Source organism: Herminiimonas arsenitoxidans, from assembly GCF_900130075.1.
Classification (GTDB): Bacteria; Pseudomonadota; Gammaproteobacteria; order Burkholderiales; family Burkholderiaceae_D; genus Oxalicibacterium; species Oxalicibacterium arsenitoxidans.
Window position 1 is genome coordinate 3,748,678 of record NZ_LT671418.1, and the last position, 26,758, is coordinate 3,775,435.

The following is a 26,758-nucleotide window of genomic DNA, read 5'->3' on the forward strand; positions in this document are numbered from 1 at the left end:
TGTTGTTTCTTGATGCAGATTGCATATTGTGACCGTAAAGATCGTGGTATTATAAAAACTGACGATATGACAGTTTTTAAATGATTCAGCTTGAACAAGTCTTTTCAGGATATTTCCGATTCAACTTTTTTGAAGAACATACGCGATGACTTCCTTCCGGCCTCTTCCGCAGTTGAATGAACTTAATACCTTTTTCTGGACCAGCGGCGCCGATGGCAAGTTGCGTATGCAACGTTGCCAGGATTGCCGCAAATGGTTGCATCCGGCAGGCGTCAATTGTCCACACTGCATGAGCCGCAATATTGCTCCTGAAGCATTGTCAGGCCTAGGCACCATTGCGGCGCTGACGATCAATCACCAGCCTTGGTTGCCTGGTGTCGAGGTGCCATACGCTGTTGCGATCGTTAATTTGGATGAACAAAAGGGATTGAACCTGACGACCAATATTGTTGGAGTGCCGATAGCTGAAATACATATCGGGCAACGTGTGCAGGTGAAATTCGAACATATCGAAGATGTTTTCCTGCCTTTGTTTACACCGATTTCCGGCGGCTCGGCAGTCGCTGCGAAATGAGGGGATAGCATGAACGAACATCAAGATGAGCTCGACATCATCCGAGATCAGGCGCGACGTTTTCTCGATGATGCCGCTCAGCCGGAATATCTGAAAAAGTTACTGGAGCAGCCCGGCACTCTGGATCGCCAAACCTGGCAAAGCGCAATTGACTTGGGTTGGCCTGCCATCTTGCACGCAGAAGAGCACGGCGGTATCGGACTTGGATGGAGTGGCCTGTGTGTACTTGCCGAAGAACTGGGACGAAAAGCAGTTTCCTTGCCGTTGTTAATGTCAGCCAGTGTCGCTCGATTGGTGCTGAACAGTGGTACTAGCAATGAGCAAAAAGAAGTCGCTTTGTCGCTGGTTAGTGGGGAACAACAAGCCTGTTTGATTGTGCAAGAAGAGGGCGATGTCGGACTGGCGCTGCATCCTGTGATTGCATACAAGGACGGAAAGCTGAACGGACAGACGACAATTACTGCTTTTGCGGCAAGTGCAGATTATGCATTGGTGCCGGCGCAGCAGGATGGAGTGCTGCATCTGATTCTCGTTGCTCTGAATCAGTCTGGCGTTACACGCACGCTGGAAGCGACGATCGACAACAGCCGTGCTTACGCTGCGTTGCGATTTGATGCTGCGGCAGCGTACAGCTTGGTAAGCGGCGATGCTGCTGTTGCTCAGTTATGGGAAATCGCTAGTGCCGCTGCGCTGGTGACAGCGTTCGAACAGTTGGGCGGTGCGCAGATTTGTCTTGAGATGGCGCGTGATTATGCGCTAGAGCGCAAGGCATTCGGGCAGCCTATTGGTCGCTTCCAATCGATCAAGAGCAAGCTGGCAGATATGTACGTACGTATCGAAATTGCGCGCGGCTGCGCCTTGGATGCGTTGGCTGCTTTGGAGCATGGCGATGTGTCGTGGAAGGCTTTGGCTGCAGCCGCACGAGTCGGTGCAATCGACGCTTACGAAATCGCTGCACGAGAAAATATTCAAACACACGGTGCCATCGGGGTTACCTGGGAAGCCATGCCGCATCATCACTATCGTCGTTCGCGCGCGTTGGCGGTGGAGCTTGGTTGCGCAGTCGTTTGGCGAGAGCGTCTACTGAGCGAATCAGGAATCGGAAATCTTGCGTGATTTGTATCAGGCAGATCTATAAGCGCAAGTAACGAGCAAAAACCACAAGTAAAAACAACGAGTATAAAAATGGGAGGAGACCAATGAATCCATTGGATGGCACAGATGGTCTGCATCTTCAGATTTATCGGGAAAACGCGATCACTTGGCTGGCGCAGCATGCGCCACGTTATTCCGGTGCTGCCCGCGAGGGATTGAGTTTTGATGAAGATGTCGCATTGGCACGGGCCTGGCAAGCATGCAAGGCTGAGCATGGCTATGCAGCGTTAACCTTGCCGAAGCAATACGGTGGTGGTGGTCGCAGCGAACTTGAAAAAATAGTCTTCTGTGAAGAAGAGATGCGCTATGACTTACCTCTTCTCTACTTCAGCATCAGCCTGAGTAATCCTCTGCCTATCATGTTGCGTTATGCGCCTGAAGAGGAGCGTCTGCGATTGGCGCCACCAGCGATTCGTGGCGAACAGATCTGGTGCCAATTGTTCTCCGAGCCCGCTGCAGGGTCTGATCTTGCGGCCTTGCGTTTGAAAGCAGAGCGCAAAGATGATGGCTGGCTGCTGAATGGGCAGAAGGTCTGGACCAGTTGGGCGCAACTCGCTGATTGGGGCGTCATTATCGCGCGTACCGATCCAACTGTTCCCAAACACTCGGGGCTGACTTATTTTTACGTTGATATGAAATCACCCGGCGTCACTGTGCGCGGTATACGCCGCATGGTAGATGAAGCTGATTTGAATGAGGTGTTTTTCGATAACGTGTTTATCCCGGATAGCCAACGCTTGGGTGCTGTGGGTGGCGGCTTCAAGGTAGCGGTCGAAACCTTGATGATAGAGCGTTATGCGGTCACCGATGAATCGGGTTATGGACCGACGCTGGAGGCGTTTGTCGAACTTGCGGCCAAATCACGTATCAATGGTGTCTCTGCATTGCAGGATGGAGAAGTGCGCGCTGCGATTGCTCAGGCTTTCATCGAACGTCAAGGTTTGCGTTCTATCCATCGCAGGGCGATCACCGCGATGGCGCAGGGCAAGATGCCCGGACCGGAAGGCGCGATCCGCAAATTATTGCTGGGACGTACACGGCAGCGTCTCGGCGCATTGGCAGTCGACTTGCTCGGCGCTGGTGGTGTCTCTATGCCGGAAGAAGTTTCTTCCACGCGAAATTTCACTCGCGCTTACATGGATCCGATTTTGCGTATTGCCGGCGGCACTGACGAGGTACTGATCAATACCTTGGCTGAACGCATACTCGGATTGCCTCAGGATTATCGACCTGATAAGGGTTTGCCTTTCAATCAAAGCTGAGCGCCACAGTATCGGCATGTACACGAAATAGGTAACGGATATGGCTTGCATATCCGCTAGATTAATTTTGTCTTTTGGAGTGTTCCATGAATTTTGACATCGATCCCGCCGATGTTGCCTTTAGAGAAGAAGTGCGCAGTTTTCTGCGTGAAAATTTGTCTGCGGATATGGCCGAACGCAATTCACGCGGCTTTCATTTCTTGCGTGATGATATGCGCGCATGGACCAAGGTACTTAACAAAAAAGGTTGGTCGGGGCCGAACTGGCCGCGCGAATGGGGTGGACCAGGCTGGTCGCCAGTGCGTCAATTCATCTTTGACGAAGAGTGTTTCATGGCGGGTGCGCCGACAGTTGATACCGCCGGTTTCAAAATGATAGGCCCGGTCATCATGACTTTCGGCAGCGAGGAAATGAAACGGGAATTCGGGCCACGCATACTTAATGGTGATGTGTACTGGGGGCAGGGTTTTTCAGAACCTAACGCTGGTTCAGATTTGGGTTCGTTGTCGACTCGTGCGGTGCGTGATGGCGATGACTACGTCATCAATGGTCAGAAGATATGGACATCTTTCGTCGAGTCGGCGGACATGATTTTCATGTTGGTCAAGACAGATCCGGAAGCGCGTCAGCGCGGTATTTCCATGTTGCTGGTGGATAGACATGCGCCAGGCATCACGATCCGTCCCATCATTGATATCGGCGAAGGCTATAGCTTGAATGAAGTCTTCTTCGACGATGTGCGTACTCCTGCGAAATACTTGGTCGGGGAAGAGGGTAAAGGCTGGAGTTACGCCAAGCATTTGCTTGATCTGGAGCGTGCCTTTAGTGCCGAATGGCCGCGCAACAAGCGCAATCTGGAGCAGCTGCGCACAATGTCGAACAAGGCCAATGCGCAGGGGCAACGCTTGATCGATACACCGGGTTTTGCAGCACGCCTAGCGCAGTTGGATATAGATTTGCAGGCACTGGAGTGGTTGACGCTGCGCGCCCTGTATGAGCGCAAGGGAGGCAGCACCGCATTACCGGTCGGATCGCTGTTGAAGGTGCGCGGTTCTGAGTTGTTGCAAAAAATAGGCGAGATGCAGGTCGAGGCCTTGGGTGATTACGGCGCATATTTTTATGAACATCCGCATGATGCTGCGCTGGAAGTCGCAAGCTGGCCGCCAGGGCCGGCGCATGCTCCCGGTGTACTGGCCGACTATATGTATCGTCGCGCTACGACTATCTATGGCGGTGCCAACGAAGTACAGCGCACCATCATTGCACGTTCATTCCTGGAGCTTTAAGCATGGACTTTCAACTGACGCAAGAACAGCAAATGCTGCAAGACAGCGCGCGACGCTTTTTGGAGGATCATTGCGCCTTTGACAGCCGATCATCTTTGATTGCACGCGGTAGCTTCGATGTGACGCACTGGAATACGTTCGCCGAACTAGGTTGGTTGGGCATGTCCTTGCCGGAAGAATATGGTGGCTTCGGTGGTTCAGCGATTGAGACAGCGATCTTGATGGAAGAGCTTGGTCGTGCTTTGTGTGTGGAACCGTTCTGGGCGATTGCAGTATTGACCGCACAAACCATCATGGCTAGTGGAGACGATAGAGCCGCAGATATGTTGTCCGAACTGGCCGAAGGTCAGGCGCGCCCAGTGTTAGCGCACGGTGAGGCAGGAGCTCTCGGCATGATTGAACATGTCGCCACAACAGCAATATTTACAGACAAGAAATGGCACCTTAATGGCAACAAGTCATTAGTGATAGGTGGGAATGCTGCTGATCGATTTATCGTCTCGGCACGCACGTCTGGCGCAACGTCTGATCGCTCTGGTATCAGTTTGTTTGTAGTCAAACGCGACGCGCCGGGCTTGAGTGTGCATGCAACACGTCTTATCGATAATCGCTGGTGTGCGGATATCGATTTGAATGATGTGGAAGTATCCGGATTTGATGTCCTAGGTGAGATCGGAGCAGCTTTTCCTGCAGTGGAGAGTGGTTATGCACACGGCATGCTGGGACTATGCGCCGAAGCCATAGGTTTGATGGAAAAATCCTTATGGATAACGCGGGACTATCTGCGGACGCGCAAACAATTCGGCGTCGCACTCAGTACCTTTCAGGCATTGCAACATCGCATGAGTGAGATGCTTACTGAGCTTGAATTATCACGCGGGATGGTACACAGAGCGCTGGCGTCTATGAATGCTGATCCGGTGTTGCGGGGGCGAGCCTTGTCGGCGGCCAAAGTGCATGTCGGTCGTAGTGGCAAGTTTGTTTGCGGTCAGGCCATACAACTGCACGGTGGAATTGGTGTGACTGAAGAGTATGTCATTGGTCACTACTTCAAGAGAATGACTGCGATCGAGTATGCGCTGGGCAGTTCGCATTTTCATCTGGAGCGCCTAGCAGAAGCCGAGCGTCTGCAAGTGTGTTAATTCCCAGAGACGCCAAACCTTTGAAAGGTTTGGCGTCTCTGGGAGTACTGCAAGTTTATTAGCGTGGCTTTGCTTTGGCGCGAGTTATTGGTATTGCCTTGACAGGTTCTAGTACTTCGAGCGGGATGCCTGAAGACAGTACGAGCGCCGCAATGCGTGCCAGATTGTTGGTAATGCGTTTGAGGCCCAGGCCTTTCTCCATGACCGATGGTTCGGTTGCTGCGAGGCGCTCCATCGCAGCGTGCAAGATGGTTGCCTCTGCATAGATGTCGGCGCGACGGCGAGTGCCTTGCGCAGGGTTGAACGCCATGATGCGCTGAGCAAAGCGTTCGATGAAGGGCACATAAGTATTCATGCGCAGTTCTTCGAAACGTGGATCGCCGCGGTCTGCTTCCATGTTGCGGAACTGTAGTACTTCGCGATGATTCGACCAAACCTCATTGACCGAATTGACGACTTTGATCATTTGTCCTTCGATGTTTTCGGCAGACCACGGTTCATCGAAAATCGAATGGATTGCAGCCATGTCTTCTCCGGCAATTTCACTTAGAGCAAACAGGATGTCTTTGGTGTCGTCGAAGTACATGTAAAAACTGGCCGGAGAAGTGCCGGCGGCGGCGGCGATGGAGACAGCAGTTAGTTCGACTGGTGATTGGATGGAGAGCAATTGACGTGTTGCTTCCATCAGTTTGGTTCGAGTTTCTTGCCCTTTACGTCCTAGTGTTTGGCCTTGTTTGTTTTTTGTTACTTCAATGTTCATGGGGCTTCCGCTATGTTTTTAGTTGTGGGTTTGACGTTGAGACTGCTTTGAAACGAAGCTGACTATGATTTATTTATAACGTAATGGCGTTGGCAAGGCAAGGGTTTGGTGCAAGCGCCTCACTTTTTGCCCGTATCAGCCACTGAACTTTATATCAGAAAGCATTTTCGGCACAAATATCCTGTGCCGATTAAAGATGGAGCGATAGCTTGTCAGGGCAATGCGCGTCAATAAAAGTAGCGAATAAACCAATAAAGCAGCAGGAGAGCAGACTGTGAGTACGGAACGAGATAAGCGCCTATGGAGTGCCCTGAGTAGTACCAGCTTTCGCTGGTTATGGCTGGCGAGCGTAGCGGTCAATCTGACAATCTGGATGCATAGTGTTGCGGCGGCATGGTTGATGGTTTCCTTGCATGCTTCACCGCTGATGGTGGCATTGATTCAAACGGCCAGCGCTCTGCCGTCATTTATCTTTGCATTGCCGTCGGGCGTCATGGCTGATCTGATTGATCGTCGTCGCTATCTGATTGCCGTTCTTGGCTTCATGGTTGCGATTGCAGCTGCACTCTGCCTGTTGTTCTGGTCGGGGCAGATGGGGCCTTGGTGGCTATTGTTTTTCACTTTCTGTCTTGGTACCGGCTTTGCTCTGCAAGGACCTGCCTGGTACATCTCGCAAACTGAAGCCGTGCCACGCCCGCTGCTGCTATCGGCTATGTCTTTAACGTCGGTGTCGTACAGTTCTGCGCGTGCGGTGGGGCCGGCCTTGGCTGGCGTCGTGGTGGCATCACAGGGTGTGCAACTGGTGTTTATCAGCAGTGTGCTCTTGTTGTTGGCTGCGCTGGCAGTACTGTTGTTCTGGAAAAATACACAACGGCGCAGCAATCTCCCACCGGAAAACTTGTGGTCTGGATTGCATAGCGCTGTGCGTTATGTGCGTCATTCAGACGTGGTTAAAACACAGGTCTTACGTACTGCCGCATTCGTTGGTGTATCGAGTTCTTTATGGGCGTTATTGCCATTGATTGCCATTGGTGAGCTTGATAGTGGTGCCAGCGGCTACGGTTTGTTGCTGGGCAGTATGGGCGTTGGTTCGGTAGTTGGCGCAGTGATGTTACCGCGTTTGCGTTCATTGCTGGAAATGAATCGCATGATGGCCATCGCTGTCGTGCTGTATGCCGCTGCCATGCTGACGGCAGCATTAGTAGCGAACATGATCATCGTCTGCATTGCATTGTTCGTGGCTGGCGTCGCCTGGTTGTGTGTAGGTAATACCAACATGATTACCTTGCAATCCTCGGTGCCGCTTTGGATACGTGCACGTGTTCTTTCCATTTATATGCTGGCGTTTCAAGGAGCGATGGCGATAGGCAGTGCATTCTGGGGAGGCGTCGCTGATAAATTGGGAGCCTCGCATACGCTGCTGGCTAGTGCCGCGCTGATGGGTTTGGTGTTATGGATCATGCAGCGTCGACCGGCACGCATCGTCAATGATGCAGAGGCAACGCAGTCAGAAGATGTATCAATGGCGAGCGATATCGCGTTGGCTGATGTGCAGGTACCGACTAATGCTCCGGTTGCGATTCAGGTGCGGTATCAGATCGCAGCAGCCAGTCGTGTCGATTTCCTGCGTCGTTTACATGCGTTTGGCAAAGTGCGGCGCCGCGATGGTGCCAGCTTTTGGCGGGTCTATCGCGATCTGGAGCAGGAAGACGTATATGTCGAACGTTTTTTGGTCGACTCCTGGGATCAGTATTTACGACAACGCAATCGCGCCACGGTAGCTGATATCGAAACCGAAAAACAATTGTGGGCGATGCATGAAGGAAATGCTGAACCGCTGGTTTCATATTTTGTTGCTGAGCCAGAGCCTACATAGAAATATTCCAAACAAGGGAAAGCGTTTCGTGCTGGTCCCACAGTTTTCAGCTCATGCATCACTTACTAGCTATTCATAAGACGATAGTAAAAATAAGGAGAGACATAATGATTCATGCAAGTTTGAACATGAAGTTGACGGGCTGGTTTCAGGTTGGCTGGTCTGCCGATTTTGTCATTGGCACAGTAAAGCCATTACGTTATTTTGGTGAAGATCTGGTTGCGTTTCGTTGCAAGCAGGGAAAGCTCCGCATCATGGAGGCGCATTGCAAGCATCTGGGCGCGCATCTTGGACATGGCGGCTGTGTAGTTGATGATGGGATAGCCTGTCCTTTCCATGGCTGGGTATGGCGGCCGGATGGTCGTAACGCACGCATTCCTTATCAGGAAGATGCGCCCAATCGTACACGGCAGTTGAAGGTCTGGCATGTCCTTGAAAAAAACGATTCCATCTATCTTTGGCACGATGTGCAAGGTCGCGACCCGCTGTGGGAAGTTCCTGATGCCTTGAATGATTTTGGTGATCATGTGCAGCAATTCAAGTTTGATCCGCCCGGTGTAGAAGCACGCAGTCACTGGCCTAATCTGCATTTGCATCCGCAGATGTTGCTGGAAAATATCGTTGATCCTCACCATTTTAAATTCACGCACCATACCAAGGATTCGCCTACGGTATTGTCGGAGCAGATCGGGAAATGGGAGTGGCGTGCCAAGGTTGGTTTCGGCCGTCGCTGGGCAGAAGGGCGGATGCCGGCAGATGCAACGCTCAATACCATCATCATTCACTGGTCTGGCATGGGCGTCAGTATTAATGTCGAGCATACGCCGGTAGGTGTTCGTGTGGTCTGCATTAACTCTACGCCGGTTGATGAAGACACTGCAGAGATTTTTGCTACTTACTGGATCAGTCAGACCGAGGATAATCCGGCGGCTTACGAAGAGCGCTTGAATGAGGCAAAAATAGCGTTGCCGCAGGACGTTAATATCTGGCACAACCAGATTTTCAGAGAAGATCCGGCACTGACGGCAAGCGAATGGCCGGGCTGGCGCAAGGCACGTACCTGGTCCAAACGATTTAATCCTGATGCCACGATTGAACAGCAGGAATGGGTGCCGCCGACATCGCCCTTGCGTCAAGCGACGACATAAACGAAGCTGGGTTGCAGTAAATTCAGCTCAAGTCATTCAAGCGAATGACAAGCTTGCCCTTGCCGACAGCGGCAGGCTTGTCGCTTCAAGAAGACAGTTTATTCGGCTGCGATGAAAATTCTTGTAGAAGAAATTCTGGTCTGATAGTGAAATCACGTATCGAACCCTTGGCGCGTTTTGCCAAGGGAATACGTTCTGGCTGGAAGGCAAAGCAGGCGCCAGTCATGCGTTCTGCAAATATGCTCATATCTTCCAAACGATCAAAGTTGAAACGGCGACCACCGGCAATCATCACAGCGCGACGCAATAGCCCCAGTTCCTGTACCGCGTCTATATCGTGCAATGCCATAGCTGCCATGTTGATCTTGCGCAGATTGAGTCCTGCCTGTGCCGCTGGGGCGATGATGGTGCTGCCATCCAGCGTCCATTCAAGAGTTGTTAGCCCATCCACACTGAGCACTGCCGTACAGCGTTCTCCCTGTGCGTCGCTGACTACAGCATCGTACTGCCGATGACCGCCGCGTACCGCTTGCGTAATGGCTGCTACTGCAAGGTCCAGCTGATGCGTGCACTGCGTGTGTGCGTCGAGACCGGCTTGTGTGAGCAAAACTTCATGCGACAAGGGAGCGCCTATCAATTGCTGGAGTTTGGGTGACGCAGATGGGCAGGTGCTCCATGGAAAGCGTTTCGCATCGGATGTGATGCCGGTGACATGGCTGCCATCGTGATGCAACTGCAAGACAAAGTGATGGTAGTCGTCTTCCAGTGCCGCCGTGACTACATGTTTATCGGCAATCAGGATCACGCGTCGGCGATAGCAGCCACTGCCGAATGTAGGGGAAAGGAAATTCTCAGAAATAGTCATACTTCCAATTGCTCTACTAGCATGATGGCTTTTGCCAACTGCGCGGCATCTACCTTGGGAGTGAAGCGCGCAGCGCTAGGGCTCAGCATGGAGCTGTCGGCGAGCAGTTGGATTTCATTCGCATCTGGTTCGCCTTTGCAAAAATGCGCGAGCCGATAAGGTAGGCCGATGTCGCGATAAAACGCCAGTAAGTCTTTCAGCATCGCGGGCTCTCTTTGCTCCAATGCCAGCTGTACCAGCAAGCCGTAGGCGACGTGATCGCCGTGCAGCGTACCTGCTGCGCGCGGCAAGTGTGAATAACCGCGTGCGATGGCATGTGCGATCGACAAACCGCCATTTTCAAAACTCAATGTGCTGAGCAAGACAGTGGCTTCAATGACGGATTCAACTTCCGGTGTAACGCGTTGTTCACGCACTGCTGTCACCGCTGCCTGTGCGTGCTCGCGTATCAATCGATAGCAAGCGTCGGCCACTGCCATGCCGGTATGAGAAACCTGCGCGCCGAATAAAGTTTTTGCTCCGGCTTTAGCGCAAGCTTCAGCTTCAAATTTTTTGGAAATGGCATCACCGATACCCGCCAGAAAAAAACGTAATGGCGCTTGCGCAATGATGGCGCTGTCTACCAGCACCAGATCAGGATTTTGTTTTAATTGCAGTACATCGACCATTAAATGCTGATCGTCATACACGGCAATCGATGCACTGGCAGGCCCGTCATTGGATGCAATCGTCGGCACACTAATCATGCGTATGTCGAGTGATAAGGCAACGCCTTTGGCTGCATCGATGGCCTTGCCGCCACCGACACCAATGACGACATCCGAGCCATGAGCGTGCGCTTGTTCAGTCAGATCAGCAATGATTGAGTGCGTAATTTCACCAGGAAATTCTGCGATGCTAAGTGACATGCCTGCAGAACTAATGGCGGATTTCACTTGTTTTCCTAGCAGCGTCAATACGGCGCTATCGGCAATTAGAAACGGTTGTTGCCCTAATCGCGAAGTGTGCTTACCAAGATCGGATAGAATCCCAGCGCCTTGAATGTATCTAGGCGTCGCTGCAAAAATTCGCATCAGCGTACTTTCTTAGAGTGGTTAATAACAGACATATTATCAGTTATTAAATCATCAAAGATCATCCTCTGATGGTTAAATTATTTTTGTTCGGCGATGATTTATGTTGCTATGCACAAATTGCATTGGCTTTGTGAAGAGCAAGTATACAAGCAGTTTTTTTGTTTTTATGAGGGAAAATATATGCAGAAAATGCTGCGATATTTTTTCTTTTTTCGGGATTTATTTTCTTTTTTTTGGATGTCTCAATTATTGAGAATTTCCTATTGACGCAAATTTCGATCTGTGGCTTACTACAAAAACTGATGATGTGTCAGTAATTAAAAATGAAAAAAGTAAGCCTGACAAGCGAAGCTGGTCTTGAAATTCCCGATGCGTTGATAACCATAAAAAGGAGTCGGAGGAGAATGAAAAAGGACATGAATAAAGGACTGATGCCCACCAGAATTGCACTATCAATCTGGTCGGTATTTGCGGTAGCAGCAGCGGTAAGTGGAGTTGCCCAAGCTGCTGCCATAACGACAGACAATACCGATGTTGAAATGCGTTGGGATAACACGGTACGTTACAACGCTGGTTGGCGTGCGGAGAATAGTAATCCCGCTTTCTACAAAAGTTCTGGATACGATGAAACGGAAGGTGGCGGTAAAAGCGGTGACATGATGGCGAATCGCCTCGATATTCTTTCGGAGTTCGATTTTACGTACAAGGGAAAATACGGTTTTCGCGTCAGTGCGGCAGGCTGGGCAGATGGTGCTTACGGTAGTCGCTCGTGGCCCAATCCGGCATTGGGACTTCCGAGTAATTATCGCGGCGGAGAATACAACGGTTATGCCAAGCGTTATGTAGTTGGTCCGTCGGCTGAGTTTCTTGATGCATTTGTGTTTGGTCGTTTCGATTTGGGATCGACATCGCTGAATGTCAAAGCCGGTCAGCACAATGTGTACTGGGGTGAATCGCTGTACTCGCTCGGCAATAGTATCGCTTATTCACAAGGCCCGGTAGACACCATCAAAGCAGCATCCAGTCCTGGCGTGGAAGCGAAAGAAACCTTCTTGCCACAGAAGCAGATTTCGGGGCAATGGTCCTTAACCGACGAAGTGTCGGTTGGCGCGTATTACGCGTTTGCATGGAATCCTTACCGCCTCGCTCCTGGTGGTACCTACTTCGCGACTGGCGATGCGACTAGATCTGATTTTGCGAATGTGGCACCTCTGATTCCGAATGGGCCTGATATCCGTCCAAAGAATCGTGGCGATTTTGGTTTGAACACGCGATGGAGTCCGGAGTGGATGAATGGTACGGTAGGCCTGTACTACCGCAAGTTCGATGAAAAACTGCCTTGGGGAGTAACCCAAGCGCAGCCACTTGCAGCACCTTCCGCAATACGTCTGGCATTTGCACGTGATACGGAATTGTATGGTATGAGTTTTACCAAGAACCTCAATACTTTGAGTTTAGGTTCGGAAATTTCCTATCGTAAAAATACGGCGTTGAATTCGAATATTAGTGTTGTACCGGCGAATGGTACCAGCCTGACTTATGAAGAGGCGGAAGGTGCGCGCGGTAATACCTTGCACGCCTTGGTCAACGGCGTGTATCTCTTGCCTAAGAGCGCACTATGGGACGGTGGTACGCTATCCGTCGAATTGAACTATAGTCGTTTGCTGTCGGTAACATCGCATGCCGACCGTTTTAACGGTATTGGTTATGCTTGTTCTAAAACGCCTAGTGGTGTTCCAGGGGGTATTTGGTCAGGATGTTCCACCAAAGATGCTTGGGGTACCAACATCAACTTCACACCGTCGTGGCCACAAGCCATGCCAGGTTGGGATCTGTCGATGCCGACTACCGTTGCGTATCAGATCAAGGGTAATGGTGCTGCACTCGGTGGTGGTAATGAAGGCGCTCTTTCCTATTCCATCGGTGTTGCAGGTACGCTGTATTCACGTTACGATTTTTCCTTACGTTACGTGGATTCGTATGCGCAGTATGCAACCAATGCTTTAGGAGTCATGTCGACACAGAATGGCGGCGCGGTTCAAAACAATCACGGTTGGCTGTCTTTCACGTTTAAGACAACCTTCTGATAATAAGAAATTTATAACGACGGGTGGTAATTTCACCCGCATCCCACCTTGCAAAGTAGGAGACAGCTCATGCAGCATGCAAAGCGTTTGATCGTCATTGCCGCGGCTTTGGTCGCCGGCCATGTATTTGCCGCGCCCACCGCGGAAGAAGTGAAGCAGCTTGGTACGACACTGACACCTATTGGTGCAGAGAAGGCAGGTAATAAAGCAGGAACGATTCCAGCATGGGACGGCGGTCTATGCAAACCACCGGCCGGATATAAACCGACCCGCGGTGATGCTGGCGGCGCACCTTATGTTGATCCGTATGCGAGCGACAAGCCTTTGTTCCGCATCACGCCAGCCAATGTGAGTCAGTATGCAGACAAGCTGGATGAGGCGACCAAGGAATTGTTCAAGCGCTACCCGACCATGGCGATCGATATCTATCCAACACGTCGTTCGGTGTGTTTCCAGGATTGGGTATATGAAAATACCATCAAGCGCGTCATGAATCCGAAGTTGGTCGGTACTGCTCCGGGGCTTGCCGACGCGCATGCACAGGTACCGTTTCCAATCCCGAAGAACGGTTACGAGGTGATGTGGAATTCGTTTGTTAAATTCGAACCAGTCCACATGACGGGCAATATCGACGCGGGTTTGATGGATACATCGGGTACCTATACACGTACGTCTTACCAAACTATCGAGAACTGGACGCCATACTGGGACAATACGCTGACATCGATCCCGGATGGCAAGCCGTTCTGGGTGTTGATCGCTTCGACTACCTATCCGGCATCTCAGATGGGTGGCAAGCAGATGCGTTATCAGTATCTTCGTACTGATTTGAAAGATGCCGCTGCATGGAGCTATGTGCCTGGACAGCGCCGTGTACGTATGGCACCTGAGTTCAAGTACGACACGGTATCGACCACATCGGGCGGCATTCTGATTTTCGATGAAATCAACGGCTTTGACGGCAAGATGGATAAGTTCGATTTCAAACTGATAGGCAAGAAAGAGATGTACGTTCCATATAACTCTTACAAGTTCATCAGTGCTGCGACTGAAGACACGATGAAAAAAGGTCATGCGAACCCGGATCTTTTCCGCTGGGAATTGCATAGAACCTGGATGGTCGAGGCAACTTTGAAAGCTGGTGAGCGTCATGTGCAGAAAAAGAAAGTTTTCTACGTTGACGAAGATAGCTGGATTCCAGTCATCTACTATAGTCTGGATCAGTCCGACAAGGTACATCACTTGATGCATTTGCCGGTATGGCAGCAATACGACTGGCCAGGCCCGCGCGGTGGCAATTATGTGCTCTACGATCTGAACCGCGGCATTTACGGTAATCAGTCCAAACCTTCGGGAAATCGTCCTGAGGATACCGGCTGGTACAAAGTGCCACCACGCCCAGCGAATTACTTCACACCGGACGCGATGGCTGGTAGCGGAGTGCGGTAATTTACTGAATCAGGAAGGCGCGCCGGATTCGGCCGCCTTCTCTGATCGCATTAAGAGAGCAAGTAAGAACGCAAGTGTCAGACTGAGCAGTATTGGATGTTCAGCTTGTTCGTGCTGTACCTGGCAAGGAGTTATGGAATTGCGTAAATTCGTATTAGCAGCCGCGGTTGTTCTTTCAGTAGTACACACTTATTCCATCGCAGACAGTTTCAAGGATCCTCTTGATGTCGCTGCTCCTGCTACCCATCTGATCACGAGCACACCGCTGTCGGGAATAGCCGCAGCCGGCAATCGTCTTATTTCGGTTGGTGTACGTGGTCTCATTATTACTTCCGAAGATGCGGGTACGACTTGGGTGCAGCGAGGCTCCCCGGTATCTTCTGATTTACTGGCAGTGAATTTTCCTACGGCGTTGCAAGGCTGGGCAGTAGGGCATGACGGCGTCGTGTTACATAGCGAAGACGGCGGGAAAAATTGGAACAAGCAGTTTGACGGCCGTATGGCCGCTACGCAGTTGATCGCACGCTTCCAGAAACTTGTCGATGGCGGCGATGAAAGTAGCAAGCATTTGCTGCAGGACATGAAACTGAATTATGAAAATGGACCGGAGCAGGCCTTGCTGGATGTCTGGTTTGAGGACGCGCAGCACGGTTTTATCTGTGGTTCCTTCGGTACCTTGCTATCGACCGCGGATGGCGGCAAGAGCTGGCAGTCGCGCATCGAGGATGTCGAATATGGTGAGCTGCTGCATTTCAATGCTATCCGCTCTGATGGTAAAAATATTTATATCGCGTCGGAAAAGGGGATTGTGTTTCGCTTTGATCGCGAGCGCAAACGCTTCGTTCCGGTACAGACTGGTTACCAAGGTAGTTATTTCACCCTGGCGATCGATGGCGACACTGTGGTCGCGGCTGGTCTGAAAGGCAATGCCTATCGTTCGGTCGATGCCGGGAAAACATGGAGCAAAATCGACACTGGTGTGATGTCGACGCTGACTGCTGCAGCTTCTGCTGGACGCGGGCGCATGCTGCTGACCAGTCAGGCCGGCAATCTTTTGATTAGCGACGATGCTGGTCGCAATTTCAAGTCCATACGTGTCCCACGTCCTACTTTGCTGTCGGGCGTTGTGCCGACGGGAACAGATAACGTAGTGGTGGTCGGCCTGTCCGGCGTACAACAAGTCAAGCTGAAATAACGGCCTGTCATCCATACAGTATCAACTTATACGGAGCACCAAATGGCAGTATCGGACCGGTCAATTGACTTGCCAGTGATTACGGACTTGAGCAAGTTCGACCGTAATAGCGGATCGTGGCTTGAGCGATTTATTTTCAATCATCGTGCCATCATGGTTGGCATTTGTGTGCTGATGACGGCATTTCTCGGATGGCATGCTTCCAAGCTGCCGGTCAATGCCAGCTTCGACAAAATGATTCCGGGCTCGCATCCGTATATCAAGAATTACATGGAGAACCGCGAATCGTTGCGCGGCATGGGCAACTCGATTCGTATCTCCCTGGAAAATACCAGTGGCGATATCTTCGATAAAGATTATCTGGAAACCTTGCGTAGCATTAACGACAAGGTATATCTGATGCCTGGCGTTGATCGCGCGTTCATGCGCGGGCTCTGGACTTCAAGTCTGCGCTGGACAGAGATTACGGAAGAGGGCTATCGCGGTGGTGCCGTCATGCCGGAGCGCTGGGACGGTAGTGAAGACTCGACCAAGCAATTGCAGATCAATATCGCACGTGCCGGTATCGTCGGTAGTTTCGTTGCTGACAATCTGAAATCCTCGGTGATCTTTGTGCCGCTGGTCGAGAAAAATCCGGAGACTGGTGCGCAACTGGACTATGCAGAATTCTCGCGTCAGTTGGAGCGTGAAGTCCGCTCGATGCAGACCGACAAGTTCAAGGTTCACATCGTCGGCTTCGCCAAATTGGCCGGCGATCTGATTGATGGTCTGTATGACGTGATGATGTATTTCGGCTTGTCCGCCCTGATTGCTGCCGTGTTTGTGTTGCTCTATACGCGCTGCATACGCAGTACCGTTTTGCTGGTGGTGATGGCATTGCTCGGTGTGGTGTGGTTGCTAGGCTTGCTGCAATTGATGGGCTATGTGCTTGATCCGTATTCGATACTGGTACCGTTCCTGATCTTTGCCATCGGTTTGTCGCACGGCGCGCAAAAGATGAACGGCATCATGCAGGATGTCGGGCGCGGCACTCATAAATATGTTGCCGCACGCTATACCTTCCGACGTTTGTTTATGGCCGGACTTGCTGCATTGTTGACTAATATCGTCGGTTTTGCCGTGCTGATGATTATTGATATTCCGGCGATACGTGAAATGGCACTGACCACCAGCGTCGGCGTAACAGTGTTGATTTTTACCAAGTTGGTGCTGATCCCGGTGATGTTGTCTTATACCGGCGTGAGTGAAAAGGCGGCAAAACGTAGCGTGATGAATGAGGACAAGGCCGCGACGACAGGCATTTTCCGTTTCATACGCGCTGGTCTGATCAGCTTGTGCGAACGGCGCAATGCCATCATTGTTATTCTGATAGCAATCGGCCTGGCTAGCATGGCGATGGTGGTGCGTAAGGATATTCAGATCGGCGATCTGGATCCCGGCGCACCGGAACTACGGCCTGACTCACGATACAACAAAGACGTTGCGTTCATTACTGCCAACTACGGTCTTTCTACTGATCAGTTTGTGGTGATGCTGAAGACCAAGCAGGGCGAATGCTATTCCTATCCGACGCTGGTCGAAGCGGACCGTTTGGGCGCTGCACTGCGTCAGGTACCTGGCGTGCAAACTACATTCTCCTTGGCTGACGGTATCCGCCGCGGAACTTCGGGCATGTTTGAAGGCAGTCCTAAATGGCAGGCGATTTCTCGCAATGCAAACAATCGCGCTCAGGCATTCAATATTTTCCAAGGGGATAGACCTGATCTGGCTGACCGTACTTGTGCCGTCACGCCACTGATTGCGTATCTGAGCGATCACAAGGCTGGGACGCTAACTCGCGTAGTGCAGGAAGTGGAAGCTTTTTCTGCCGCACACGGTTCTCCTGATCGCGAATTTTTGCTTGCTGCGGGTAATGCCGGTATTGAAGCGGTGACCAACATCGTAGTCAAGAAGAGTTTTTGGACCATGCACTTTGTGTTGTACGGTGCAGTGACTCTGTTGTGCTTGATTACCTTCCGTAGTTGGCGCGCAACCCTGGTGGCGATCATTCCACTGCTGTTGACATCCATTCTGTGCGAAGCGCTGATGGTCTGGCTCAATATTGGTATCAAGGTCGCTGTACTGCCGGTGATTGCAGTCGGCGTTGGCGTTGGCGTCGACTATGCCTTGTATCTGTTGAGCATCCAGTTGGCGATGCAACGTCGCGGGGCAACGCTGGCAGAGGCTTATGCGCATTCGCTGGATTTCACCGGCAAGATTGTTGCGTTGGTCGGCATGACGATGGCTGCCGGCGTCATCACCTGGGCTTGGTCACCGATCAAGTTCCAGGCTGATATGGGAATCTTGCTGACCTTTATGTTCATCTGGAATATGGTCGGTGCGCTGCTCCTGATTCCTGCCTTGTCTTATTTCCTGTTGCGCACTAGCGCTGATCGCGACAATGCCAAGGCTGCGAAAGGCGTCAAGGCGGAGGATGCCAAGACCGAAGAATCCGTCCGCTCGGCAATGATATCGGGCCTCTCTGTGAATAACTAATAATAACGATCTAGTTCAGGGAATTAACAGCCGCATTTGCGGCTGTTTTTTTGTCTGCGACTTTTGTTGTGTGCCGACGGCAGCCAATGCACTGCTCAACAATTCATGCATTTAATTTATTAAAAACTGATGAAATGTCAGTTATAATAAATCGGCGTCGCGGCACCTTGAAGTTGATGGTTGTGCCGAAGACCTGAGTGCGCCCAGCGATCTACCATTTTGGGACATGCAAACAGCATTTTCGTTGACATACTTTTCGATTAGGAATCACGATGAAATTATCTGAATACAAAACTATTAGCTTTGAACGACGCGGCAAAGTGCTGTACTTGACATTCAATCAGCCGGATACGCTGAACAGTTTTCATGGCGAGTCACATACCGAGTTGTCGCATATTTTCTACGACGTGGTGGAAGATCCAGAGAGCGAAATCATCGTTGTGACAGGTGCAGGTCGTGCCTTCAGCGCTGGCGGGGATATTGAGTACATGCAGTGGTTGTACGACAATCCGAAAGAGTTCTATCGTTGCGTGCGTGAAGCCAAACGCGTTGTCATGGGCATGCTGGAATGTGACAAACCTATCATCGGTAAGATCAATGGCGATGCTATTGGTTTGGGCTCAACCGTCGCCTTGTTCTGCGACATGATCTTTGCAGCTGACACTGCTCGCTTCGGTGATCCACACAATAACGTTGGCCTGACATCGGGTGATGGCGGTCAAATCATTTGGCCGCATCTGATTGGCTATGCACGTGCCAAACACTATTTACTGACTGGTGAAAAGATTGATGCCAAGGAAGCGGCCAAGATCGGCCTGATCAACGGTGCTATGCCGGCTGCTGAGCTGGATGCTTATGTCGATCAATACGTGGATAAACTGGCGGCGTTACCGACGCAATCTTTGCGCTGGAGCAAGTCGACCATCAATGTGCCGTTGCGCCAGATGGCTGCGAGCATGATGGATGTTGGCATGGCATACGAAAATGTTGCTGCACGTACCGCAGATCACGTAGAGGCGATTTCGGCATTCCGCGAAAAACGTAAACCGGCTTTCACGGGCAAGTAATCTGATTTACTTTCTATTTGATGGAAATTGCCGCAAATGGAGAGTAATTGGAGCGGACTTTGCCACAGATCACTATGTCTATTTTGATATGGTGATTGTCAATTGACAGTGGTAGGTCCGTGTGCTTTAATAAATGATGAGTTGTCATTTATTGTGCTCTGTACAACCATCAATCAGCACACATAAAGAAGTGTATGGTGGTATGAATACCGGTTCCGCCTGCGTTGTTATGCGCGACGGTCAGATGAATTCAGAAAATAATAATTATTTTTTGCACGGCATCGCGTCATATCGGATGACTGTTGCAGGAGACAGAAATGAAAGTACGCTTCCCCAAGCTGGACTTCTCCAAGGTGCGTGCCCATTGGGCCAGCAGCATAGAGTTCTCGCAGCGCTATAACTCAGCATCCACAGTGCCCGCTCATATCGAACCATATTTGGTCAAGGTCATGATACAGGCCAAGAAGGTCCTCGATCCCAAACATAAAAAGCTGCATGAAGATCTGGATATCTTCATCAAGCAGGAAGTCCAGCATTGCAAGCAGCATCTGGCATTCAATAATTCCCTGTATGCCCAAGGCTACGAAGGAATGAAAGCGATCGAAGATGTTTATCGCGCTGACTACGATCGCTTCCTGAAAGAGAAATCACTGCGTTTTAACCTGGCCTATGCCGAAGGTTTCGAGGCCATGGGCTCTGCATCTGCTCTGGTGTTCTTTGAAGATTTGGGTGATCTGTTAGATGGGGCCGATAAGGAAGCTGTCGATCTGTGGAAATGGCATCTGGCAGAAGAATTTGAACATCGGGAAGTTGCATTCCAGGTGTATCAGGCTATCTGTGGTCGTGGCTTCTTTGCCTGGCTGTATCGCTTGTATGGTCTGTTTTATGCCGTCAAACATATCCGTACCCATACGACGATATTGGAAGAATTCCTGATCAGTCAGGATCGCAAAGGTATGACACCTGAACAGGTGGCGCAATCCATCGAGCGTCAGAAGGAAGTTGCCAAGCGCGTCTCCAAAGCATCCTTGCCACGCATGCTGGGTACTTTGTCACCATTCTACGATCCGGGCAAAAAAGTCGCGCCAGCTGGTATGGATGCGTATTTGCAGCAGTTCTAATAATTTAAGCCAAAGATATCCATGATAAGAGGGTTGAACAAAGGGCAGAAGGCAGCTTTGCTGATCAGTGAGTGCCAGCGTGGTGTGATCGAAGCAGAATTGTCATCGTTCCCCGGATTGGTTGAACAAGTCAATACGCGTGGCATCGTCAAGAAAATTTCACGACTTGCAGATGAATTTCGTGCAGCCGGACTGCCTGTTGTGCATCTGCATGTGGTGCATAGGACAGACTATGCGGATTTGCCGGTGACCAGCGTCATCATGGGTATGTCGGTCAAGAATGGCCGCATGAAAATCGGTAGTGTGGATGTCGAATCGGTGCCGGAACTGCCGGTACAGCCTGGTGACATTCTGCACGCCAGAAGCTACAGTCTGGTTGCATTTCACGGCACAGATCTCGATCAAATTCTGCGTAATATGGGTGTGCAGACGGTGGTTCTTGCTGGTGTTTCTACCAACGTCGCCATAAATGGTTCGGCGCTTTGTGCATCTGATCTAGGTTATCAAGTGGTCGTGCCGGAAGATTGCATTGCCGGTGCATCGGCCGAGTCGCATGCTTTTTTATCAAAGCAACTTTTGCCGCTATATACGACAGTGACAAACAGCGATACGGTGATAGAGGTTATTGGCCAATATCATCCTGCTTGAATTAACCGCTAATATTTCAGATAGAAAAACGGGAGCTCACTGCCGTGAAGCTGACGCAGTTTTGTCAGCCTCAGGCGGAGAGCGATTCCAGTAAAGACTTCAGCGGCAGATTTTCATCTGCCAATTGTGCCGGATCAACAGCGCGGCGTAGCGCGACCAGTTTTTTCGCCAGCATGAATTCTTGAGGGCGATTAAGACAGTCAGCCGAAATCACAACATCGTTTTGCAGATAAAAAACGGCAAAGGATTTATCCTCTGGCGAACCACGCGTCACGGTGCGATCGTATCCCTGCGACAGGCCGGTCATTTGCAGCTTGGTTTCGTACTGGTCGGACCAGAACCAAGGGATCGATGCATATGGCTGCGGTTTCCCGCAAATGACAGCTGCAGCGACGCGTGCCTGTTCCAGTGCATTCGGCACTGATTCCAGGCGTATGCGACGCGCATAGATGGGATTCGGATGATTGGAGCAATCGCCTATGGCAAGAATGTCCGGATCGGACGTGCACATGAATTCATCGACCACGATGCCGTTATCGACTTCAAGACATGCATTGCTGGCCAGTTCACAATTGGGAATGACACCGACGCCCGCAATGATCAGATCGACGGCAATTTCGCTGTCGTCAGCGAGGTTGACCGACTGGATGTTGCCGTTCTTGTCTAGTTGGATATTTTCAATTTGAGCATCAACACGTATCTCGACACCCGCATCGCGATGCAACTTTTCGAAGAAGCTCGAGATGGCAGGCGCTGCCACACGCGCCAGCACGCGTGACTGCGTTTCTAACATGCTGACTTGCAAGCCGGATTTGATCGCGACGGCAGCGACTTCGAGGCCGATATAGCCGGCACCGATGATCAACAGTCGTGCTCCTGCGACGAAATGTTCGCGCATGCCTTGTACATCGTTCAGCGTACGCAAATAAAAAAGATTAGACGGTTTGACGTCGGCATTGAGTCCGGCAGCACTTAGCGGACGCGGGCGACTGCCGGTGGCGAGTACCAGCTTCGAATAGACGATTTGAGTGCCGTCAGACAATGTTGCCGTTTTGGTCGCTCGGTCTATGCTTTCGACACGTATGCCGGATAGGATTTCGATGTCGGCTTTTTCGTAAACAGCAGGAGCTTTGAGCAACAAAGTCTCGGCAGTGGCGGTTCCGGCCAAATAAGCTTTTGATAGCGGCGGACGATGATAGGGGAGAGAGTTTTCTTCTCCTACCAGTACGATGCGACCGACATGGCCAGCCTGACGTATTGCGGTTGCCGCTTCAGCTCCGGCATGTCCGGCACCGACCACCAATACTGTTGTGTTGTCGACTGTCACGCGACTTCTATCATGGCAAAATCGTTCTTGGTCGCGCCGCATTCAGGACAAGCCCAGTTTTCGGGCACATCTTCCCAGCGAGTACCGGGTGCGATGCCTTCGTCAGGCAAACCGGCCGCTTCGTCGTAAAAAAATCCGCAAAAAAAACATTGCCACTTCTTCACTCTGTTCTCCTTAAAAATATTATTTGCAGCCTATTAAACGAGAGCCTTTATCCATGGCTCAGAGTTCGCGTTGGAGTTTGCCATAGGCGCGTGCCGAAAGGATGAAATGTACAGCGGCCCAAGGGCAACTAATACAGATCACGGTGGCGATGGCATAACGCAGTGATTGATCGCCGCCGTAAAAGTCACTCAGTATGCCGACCAGGAATGGTCCCATGCCGTAGCCGATCAGATTTGTGCAGACTTGCATGGTGGCCGACGTGGTGCCGCGCATATTTGGTTTGGCTAAGCTCAGCATGCTGCCGAAAGCGGCTGGAAAAATCGCAAACGCCACAAACATTGCGAAACAGAACATACCCATCGCCAAAGATGTGTGCTTGAGCAGCGCGCCGCCACAACCCAATAGCAAAATGCCGAAGCAAATGAAAAAACAGAGGTCGATGCGTCGTCTTGCACCACCTTTGCCGAGCTTGTCGCTAAGCATGCCGCCGAGTACTGATCCGGCTGCAGCGAAGAAGCCACCGGCCAGCGCGGCCATGATGCCGGCTTCCTTGATCGACAGGCCGTGGAAACGCATGCCAAAAGAAGGTAACCATGCACCGATGGTGGCAATCGCCGCAGTAATGAGAGCTACGCCGGCCAGCAAGTGCAGCATAGCTTTGTTATTTGCTATGAAGTAAATCACTTCGCGGGGGGAGGCAGCCGCTTCCTGTGGAATGCCACTGGTGTCGGTAGCACCGCGTTTTGGGTTACGTACAGTCAGTATCAACACTGCGGCCAGAATAATGCCAGGTATACCAGCCAGCAGCATCGCGGTGCGCCAGCCGTATTGTGCGGTAACAAAGCCGCCGATGATGATGCTCAGGGTAGCGCCAATGGCATTGCTGAGAAAGAAATAGCCAACCGCAGTAGAACGTTTGCTAGGCGGGAATAGATCAGAAATAAGCGAGAGACTGGCTGGGGAACCGCCAGCTTCTGAAGCGCCGACACCCATGCGCGCAAGCAACAGATGGATGTAACTGTTTGCTATACCGGACAAGATGGTCATGCCGCTCCAGATGGTCACCAGAATGGCAAGCAATTTGATGCGATTGACGCGATCAATCAGTAGCCCGATCGGGATGCCGGCGATGGCGAAAGTCGCACCGTAGGCGAGGCCAGTTAGTAGGCCGATCTGGCTGTCGTGTAAATGGAATTCTGCTCGTACCGGTTCGACAATGATAGAGATCATCGTGCGGTCAAGAAAGTGGCAGGAGTAAATCATGGTGAGGATGCTGAGGGCGTACCAGCTTTTGGCAGGTACGGCATCTTCTGTGACTTGTATTTTCGTTTCGTCGCCGACAACAGGATCGTTCAGTTTCATTTGCAAGGTCTCCTGGATGCAATGAATAAACATGGTTTTGCCGGCGCTTGTTTTTTTGTCTTCCGGGTCGATCTGATAATGCCATATAAATTTAAAAAATGATATAGTGTTAGTTATTGATCTGTGTCATGCGCGAATTCGGTGCAGCACGTATAAAAAAATGACGTGAAAAGTTTGCTGGAGTGACTTTTACGCATATAGAGGAGAGCATTGAAATGGATGTGGCAGACGATATTTCCAGCATCTTGCGGGATGCAGCCAGTACCTATATTGCAGGTCGCTACGACCCTGCGGATTTGCAGAAGGATTCGCTGAAACCACGGCTGGTCGATCGCCGTTTGTGGCGAGAGATGGCGGAAATGGGCTGGTTGGGCATCTGCCTGCCGGAATCAGTAGGTGGTTCTGAGTTGGGGCTGGATGGTGCGGTCGTGCTGTCGGAAGTTTTCGGAAGGACTTTATTCCCAGTTCCTTTTGCAACTGCTGTCTGTATGCCATCGGAACTGATACGTGTTGCGCTGAACGACGGCGTTTCTGATGCCGCTGCGGCGATTGAATTTTCTCAGTGGATCATCGCCGGGGAACGACTTCTTACCTTGGCATGGCAGGAGCGTCCAGGACAGATGTTTGTGGAACAGGCGGAAACAGTATTGAAGGACGGTAAAGTTTCTGGCCGAAAAATTTTCGTTCCAGCATTGGAAGAAGATTCTGTATTGCTGGTACAGGTAAGCAATGACGGTGAATCCGCTGTCGTCGCCGTTGCTGCAGATGCACCTGGTGTCAGCTACGAGCTGTTCGCGTCCGGCCTTGGCAGTTATGCCACTGTGACTTTCGACGCTGCTCCGATTTTGCATACGCGCCCCTTGTTGCAAGGACGGTCGGCGGAGGCCGCGCTCAGACGTGCTCTGGCGGCAGGCCGTATTGTGCTGTCTGCGCAACTGGCAGGACTAGCGTCCGGCTGCCTGGAAAAAACCATCAAGTATGTCGGCGAGCGTGTGCAGTTCAATCGTCCTATCGGGAGTTTTCAGACGATACAGCATCGTTGCGTCGATTTGCATATAGATACCTTGCTGGCGGCTGCGAGTTGGCGCAATGCAGTGCACTGCTGGCCTCAAGATGAATCTATCGACATTTCTCATGCAAGCGACGCCGCAATCAGTGCCGCTAAAGCACGCTGTGGCGATACTGCAATGAAGGTTGCAAAACAAGCGGTACAGATGCACGGTGCGATGGGTTTCGCGGAAGAGGTCGATGTCGGGTTTTATCTGCGTGCGGCCATGCAGTCAGCTTCCATTCTTGGTGATGCACATGCGCATCGTCGACATTTTGTCCAGGCCAGTGCGGCCCTTGTTGCAGGAGTAGCCCATGTCTGAACTTATTGCTGATGATCTGGTTACCAATCTTGCTGCGACACCATTGCAGCGTCAGACGCTGGCTGATCTGCCCGATGATGTTTTTCGTAGCACATTCAGAAACTGGCTAGAGACGCATTATCCGCACGAGTGGCGACAAAATCATCGCCGACCGTTTCTGCGTTTGCGCGGTGAAGATTTGCGTTACTGGTTGCGTTTGCTCAATCAGCATGGCTGGCGTGCGCCGGCATGGCCGCACGAATATGGTGGCATGGGTCTGAGTTTTCGCAAGCAACTGATCTATTACGAAGAAATCGAAAGACTCGGTGTGGCGCGCATTATCGATAATGGCGAGACCCAACTTGGACCGACGTTGATTCATTGCGGTACCGATGAACAGCGTAGCTATTATCTGCCACGCATTTTGGCTTGCGAAGATGTCTGGTGCCAGGGTTATTCAGAGCCAGGTGCCGGTTCTGATCTTGCGAGCTTGCGTACGCAAGCATTGCGCGATGGCGACAGCTTTGTCGTGACAGGACAAAAAATATGGACCACGCATGCCACCGAAGGTACACATATCTTCACGCTGGTTCGCACCGGCCGCTACGAAAAAAAACAGCAAGGCATCAGCTTCCTGTTGATCGACTTGAAAGCACCTGGCGTCACCATCCGACCGATTGCGAACATCGCTGGTGAGGATGAATTCTGCGAAGTCTTCTTTGATGCAGTGCGCGTACCGGCCGAGAATCTGGTCGGGGAGCTGGATCAAGGTTGGAATGTTGCCAAGGCCTTGCTCGGCCACGAGCGAGTGTGGCTAGGCAGTCCTGCATTGGCGTCAAAAGCACTGACTTTGGCGGAGTCGCTGGTAGAGCAACGTGGACTCTCTAACGATCTGGGTGTGACTGATCGACTGTCGGTTTTGCAGGCTGATCTGCATGATTATCGTTTGCTGTACGCAGAGATATGTAACCGCATCGCGGATACCGAAGGCCAGCCTGGTGCTGAGGTATCAGTGCTGAAGGTATATATCTCCGAGCTCTTGCAGCGTATTACCGAATTCAACGTCGAAATAGCGGCGGAATATGGTGGTGTCATCGGTGATGTACGGATTGCCGATCTGCATACTGATTTGCATTGGCAATTGATGATGGCACGACCGGCGACGATTTATGCGGGTGCCAACGAAGTACAGCGTGACATCCTTGCAAAGGCGGTGCTGCACATGCCAGCAGAGATACGCAAGACGGTTTGAAGCAATGAAAAGTAAGGAAAGGCAGGGAAAAAAGTAAGACATCATAATGACTAAAAG

The 26,758-nt window shown here is 51.3% G+C and carries 22 protein-coding genes; 16 read left to right on the forward strand and 6 right to left on the reverse strand.

Annotated elements, in window-relative coordinates; genetic code table 11:
• The first annotated feature begins 145 nt into the window (after positions 1 to 145).
• The 5 genes from BQ6873_RS17690 (at position 146) to BQ6873_RS17710 (ending at position 5,419) form a co-directional block, all read left to right on the forward strand.
• Complete coding sequence (locus tag BQ6873_RS17690) at positions 146 to 574, forward strand: Zn-ribbon domain-containing OB-fold protein (RefSeq protein WP_076593840.1); 429 nt, start codon at positions 146 to 148, stop codon at positions 572 to 574.
• Between the two features lie 9 nt (positions 575 to 583).
• Positions 584 to 1,690 carry an acyl-CoA dehydrogenase family protein gene (locus BQ6873_RS17695; RefSeq protein ID WP_076593841.1) on the forward strand — a complete coding sequence of 369 codons (1,107 nt, stop codon included), beginning with the start codon at positions 584 to 586 and terminating at the stop codon, positions 1,688 to 1,690.
• Between the two features lie 83 nt (positions 1,691 to 1,773).
• A complete protein-coding gene (locus BQ6873_RS17700; protein ID WP_076593842.1) occupies positions 1,774 to 2,991 on the forward strand; it encodes an acyl-CoA dehydrogenase family protein in 1,218 nt (405 codons plus the stop codon).
• 86 nt (positions 2,992 to 3,077) lie between these two features.
• On the forward strand, positions 3,078 to 4,277 hold the full coding sequence (locus BQ6873_RS17705; protein WP_076593843.1) for an acyl-CoA dehydrogenase family protein: 1,200 nt from the start codon (positions 3,078 to 3,080) through the stop codon (positions 4,275 to 4,277).
• A 2-nt stretch (positions 4,278 to 4,279) separates the two neighbouring features.
• Complete coding sequence (locus BQ6873_RS17710) at positions 4,280 to 5,419, forward strand: acyl-CoA dehydrogenase family protein (RefSeq protein WP_076593844.1); 1,140 nt, start codon at positions 4,280 to 4,282, stop codon at positions 5,417 to 5,419.
• 58 nt (positions 5,420 to 5,477) lie between these two features.
• Here BQ6873_RS17710 and BQ6873_RS17715 read toward each other — a convergent pair whose 3' ends face one another.
• Complete coding sequence (locus BQ6873_RS17715) at positions 5,478 to 6,179, reverse strand: TetR/AcrR family transcriptional regulator (protein WP_076593845.1); 702 nt, start codon at positions 6,177 to 6,179, stop codon at positions 5,478 to 5,480.
• Between the two features lie 274 nt (positions 6,180 to 6,453).
• Here BQ6873_RS17715 and BQ6873_RS17720 point away from each other — a divergent pair, with 274 nt between their 5' ends.
• Both BQ6873_RS17720 and BQ6873_RS17725 read left to right on the forward strand, forming a co-directional pair.
• On the forward strand, positions 6,454 to 8,055 hold the full coding sequence (locus BQ6873_RS17720; RefSeq protein WP_076593846.1) for an MFS transporter: 1,602 nt from the start codon (positions 6,454 to 6,456) through the stop codon (positions 8,053 to 8,055).
• Between the two features lie 107 nt (positions 8,056 to 8,162).
• Positions 8,163 to 9,203 (forward strand): Rieske 2Fe-2S domain-containing protein, encoded by a 1,041-nt coding sequence (locus BQ6873_RS17725; protein WP_076593847.1) that lies wholly within the window; start codon positions 8,163 to 8,165, stop codon positions 9,201 to 9,203.
• Between the two features lie 85 nt (positions 9,204 to 9,288).
• On the opposite strand, the gene BQ6873_RS17730 is transcribed toward BQ6873_RS17725, so the two are convergent.
• Both BQ6873_RS17730 and BQ6873_RS17735 read right to left on the reverse strand, forming a co-directional pair.
• Positions 9,289 to 10,068 (reverse strand): DUF2889 domain-containing protein, encoded by a 780-nt coding sequence (locus BQ6873_RS17730; RefSeq protein WP_076593848.1) that lies wholly within the window; start codon positions 10,066 to 10,068, stop codon positions 9,289 to 9,291.
• Complete coding sequence (locus tag BQ6873_RS17735; RefSeq protein ID WP_083664512.1) at positions 10,065 to 11,141, reverse strand: glycerol dehydrogenase; 1,077 nt, start codon at positions 11,139 to 11,141, stop codon at positions 10,065 to 10,067. Before BQ6873_RS17735 ends, BQ6873_RS17730 begins: the two co-directional genes overlap by 4 nt.
• 419 nt (positions 11,142 to 11,560) lie before the next feature.
• Here BQ6873_RS17735 and BQ6873_RS17740 point away from each other — a divergent pair, with 419 nt between their 5' ends.
• From BQ6873_RS17740 to BQ6873_RS17770, 7 genes are all read left to right on the forward strand, one after another.
• Entirely contained in the window at positions 11,561 to 13,231 is a 1,671-nt protein-coding gene (locus BQ6873_RS17740) for a DUF1302 domain-containing protein (RefSeq protein WP_076594211.1), read from the forward strand.
• Positions 13,232 to 13,300: 69 nt separating this feature from the next.
• On the forward strand, positions 13,301 to 14,680 hold the full coding sequence (locus tag BQ6873_RS17745; protein WP_076593850.1) for a DUF1329 domain-containing protein: 1,380 nt from the start codon (positions 13,301 to 13,303) through the stop codon (positions 14,678 to 14,680).
• Between the two features lie 139 nt (positions 14,681 to 14,819).
• Positions 14,820 to 15,875, forward strand: a complete 1,056-nt coding sequence (locus tag BQ6873_RS17750) for a WD40/YVTN/BNR-like repeat-containing protein (RefSeq protein WP_231949399.1) — start codon at positions 14,820 to 14,822, stop codon at positions 15,873 to 15,875.
• 42 nt (positions 15,876 to 15,917) lie between these two features.
• Positions 15,918 to 18,410, forward strand: coding sequence for an efflux RND transporter permease subunit (locus BQ6873_RS17755; RefSeq protein WP_076590817.1), 2,493 nt, complete (start codon positions 15,918 to 15,920; stop codon positions 18,408 to 18,410).
• 272 nt (positions 18,411 to 18,682) lie between these two features.
• Positions 18,683 to 19,477, forward strand: a complete 795-nt coding sequence (locus BQ6873_RS17760; RefSeq protein ID WP_076593852.1) for an enoyl-CoA hydratase/isomerase family protein — start codon at positions 18,683 to 18,685, stop codon at positions 19,475 to 19,477.
• Positions 19,478 to 19,794: 317 nt separating this feature from the next.
• Positions 19,795 to 20,598: a metal-dependent hydrolase gene (locus tag BQ6873_RS17765; protein WP_076593853.1), complete on the forward strand. Its 804-nt coding sequence runs from the start codon at positions 19,795 to 19,797 to the stop codon at positions 20,596 to 20,598.
• A 21-nt stretch (positions 20,599 to 20,619) separates the two neighbouring features.
• Positions 20,620 to 21,246, forward strand: a complete 627-nt coding sequence (locus tag BQ6873_RS17770) for a cysteine hydrolase family protein (RefSeq protein WP_076590818.1) — start codon at positions 20,620 to 20,622, stop codon at positions 21,244 to 21,246.
• Positions 21,247 to 21,316: 70 nt separating this feature from the next.
• On the opposite strand, the gene BQ6873_RS17775 is transcribed toward BQ6873_RS17770, so the two are convergent.
• Genes BQ6873_RS17775 through BQ6873_RS17785 form a run of 3 tightly spaced genes read right to left on the reverse strand, consistent with a single transcriptional unit; the run spans position 21,317 to position 24,100 of the window.
• Positions 21,317 to 22,573 carry an NAD(P)/FAD-dependent oxidoreductase gene (locus BQ6873_RS17775; RefSeq protein ID WP_231949401.1) on the reverse strand — a complete coding sequence of 419 codons (1,257 nt, stop codon included), beginning with the start codon at positions 22,571 to 22,573 and terminating at the stop codon, positions 21,317 to 21,319.
• A complete protein-coding gene (locus BQ6873_RS17780) occupies positions 22,570 to 22,737 on the reverse strand; it encodes a rubredoxin (RefSeq protein ID WP_076593855.1) in 168 nt (55 codons plus the stop codon). Before BQ6873_RS17780 ends, BQ6873_RS17775 begins: the two co-directional genes overlap by 4 nt.
• 58 nt (positions 22,738 to 22,795) lie before the next feature.
• On the reverse strand, positions 22,796 to 24,100 hold the full coding sequence (locus BQ6873_RS17785) for a spinster family MFS transporter (RefSeq protein WP_157889192.1): 1,305 nt from the start codon (positions 24,098 to 24,100) through the stop codon (positions 22,796 to 22,798).
• Positions 24,101 to 24,315: 215 nt separating this feature from the next.
• On the opposite strand from BQ6873_RS17785, the gene BQ6873_RS17790 reads away from it, so the two are divergent.
• Together BQ6873_RS17790 and BQ6873_RS17795 are read left to right on the forward strand one after the other, a co-directional pair.
• The gene (locus tag BQ6873_RS17790; RefSeq protein WP_076590822.1) at positions 24,316 to 25,470 is read left to right on the forward strand and encodes an acyl-CoA dehydrogenase family protein; all 1,155 of its coding nucleotides are present in this window, start codon (positions 24,316 to 24,318) and stop codon (positions 25,468 to 25,470) included.
• Entirely contained in the window at positions 25,463 to 26,701 is a 1,239-nt protein-coding gene (locus tag BQ6873_RS17795) for an acyl-CoA dehydrogenase family protein (protein WP_083664338.1), read from the forward strand. The genes BQ6873_RS17790 and BQ6873_RS17795 overlap by 8 nt, the downstream gene beginning before the upstream one ends.
• Positions 26,702 to 26,758: the final 57 nt, after the last annotated feature.

Excerpts from the sequence above, each read along its gene's own strand:
- BQ6873_RS17690 (WP_076593840.1), top strand. The coding sequence starts at position 146 with ATGACTTCCTTCCGGCCTCTTCCGCAGTTGAATGAACTTAATACCTTT.
- BQ6873_RS17695 (WP_076593841.1), top strand. The coding sequence starts at position 584 with ATGAACGAACATCAAGATGAGCTCGACATCATCCGAGATCAGGCGCGA.
- BQ6873_RS17700 (WP_076593842.1), top strand. The coding sequence starts at position 1,774 with ATGAATCCATTGGATGGCACAGATGGTCTGCATCTTCAGATTTATCGG.
- BQ6873_RS17705 (WP_076593843.1), top strand. The coding sequence starts at position 3,078 with ATGAATTTTGACATCGATCCCGCCGATGTTGCCTTTAGAGAAGAAGTG.
- BQ6873_RS17710 (WP_076593844.1), top strand. The coding sequence starts at position 4,280 with ATGGACTTTCAACTGACGCAAGAACAGCAAATGCTGCAAGACAGCGCG.
- BQ6873_RS17715 (WP_076593845.1), bottom strand. The coding sequence starts at position 6,179 with ATGAACATTGAAGTAACAAAAAACAAACAAGGCCAAACACTAGGACGT.
- BQ6873_RS17725 (WP_076593847.1), top strand. The coding sequence starts at position 8,163 with ATGATTCATGCAAGTTTGAACATGAAGTTGACGGGCTGGTTTCAGGTT.
- BQ6873_RS17730 (WP_076593848.1), bottom strand. The coding sequence starts at position 10,068 with ATGACTATTTCTGAGAATTTCCTTTCCCCTACATTCGGCAGTGGCTGC.
- BQ6873_RS17735 (WP_083664512.1), bottom strand. The coding sequence starts at position 11,141 with ATGCGAATTTTTGCAGCGACGCCTAGATACATTCAAGGCGCTGGGATT.
- BQ6873_RS17740 (WP_076594211.1), top strand. The coding sequence starts at position 11,561 with ATGAATAAAGGACTGATGCCCACCAGAATTGCACTATCAATCTGGTCG.
- BQ6873_RS17745 (WP_076593850.1), top strand. The coding sequence starts at position 13,301 with ATGCAGCATGCAAAGCGTTTGATCGTCATTGCCGCGGCTTTGGTCGCC.
- BQ6873_RS17755 (WP_076590817.1), top strand. The coding sequence starts at position 15,918 with ATGGCAGTATCGGACCGGTCAATTGACTTGCCAGTGATTACGGACTTG.
- BQ6873_RS17760 (WP_076593852.1), top strand. The coding sequence starts at position 18,683 with ATGAAATTATCTGAATACAAAACTATTAGCTTTGAACGACGCGGCAAA.
- BQ6873_RS17765 (WP_076593853.1), top strand. The coding sequence starts at position 19,795 with ATGAAAGTACGCTTCCCCAAGCTGGACTTCTCCAAGGTGCGTGCCCAT.
- BQ6873_RS17770 (WP_076590818.1), top strand. The coding sequence starts at position 20,620 with ATGATAAGAGGGTTGAACAAAGGGCAGAAGGCAGCTTTGCTGATCAGT.
- BQ6873_RS17785 (WP_157889192.1), bottom strand. The coding sequence starts at position 24,100 with ATGAAACTGAACGATCCTGTTGTCGGCGACGAAACGAAAATACAAGTC.
- BQ6873_RS17790 (WP_076590822.1), top strand. The coding sequence starts at position 24,316 with ATGGATGTGGCAGACGATATTTCCAGCATCTTGCGGGATGCAGCCAGT.
- BQ6873_RS17795 (WP_083664338.1), top strand. The coding sequence starts at position 25,463 with ATGTCTGAACTTATTGCTGATGATCTGGTTACCAATCTTGCTGCGACA.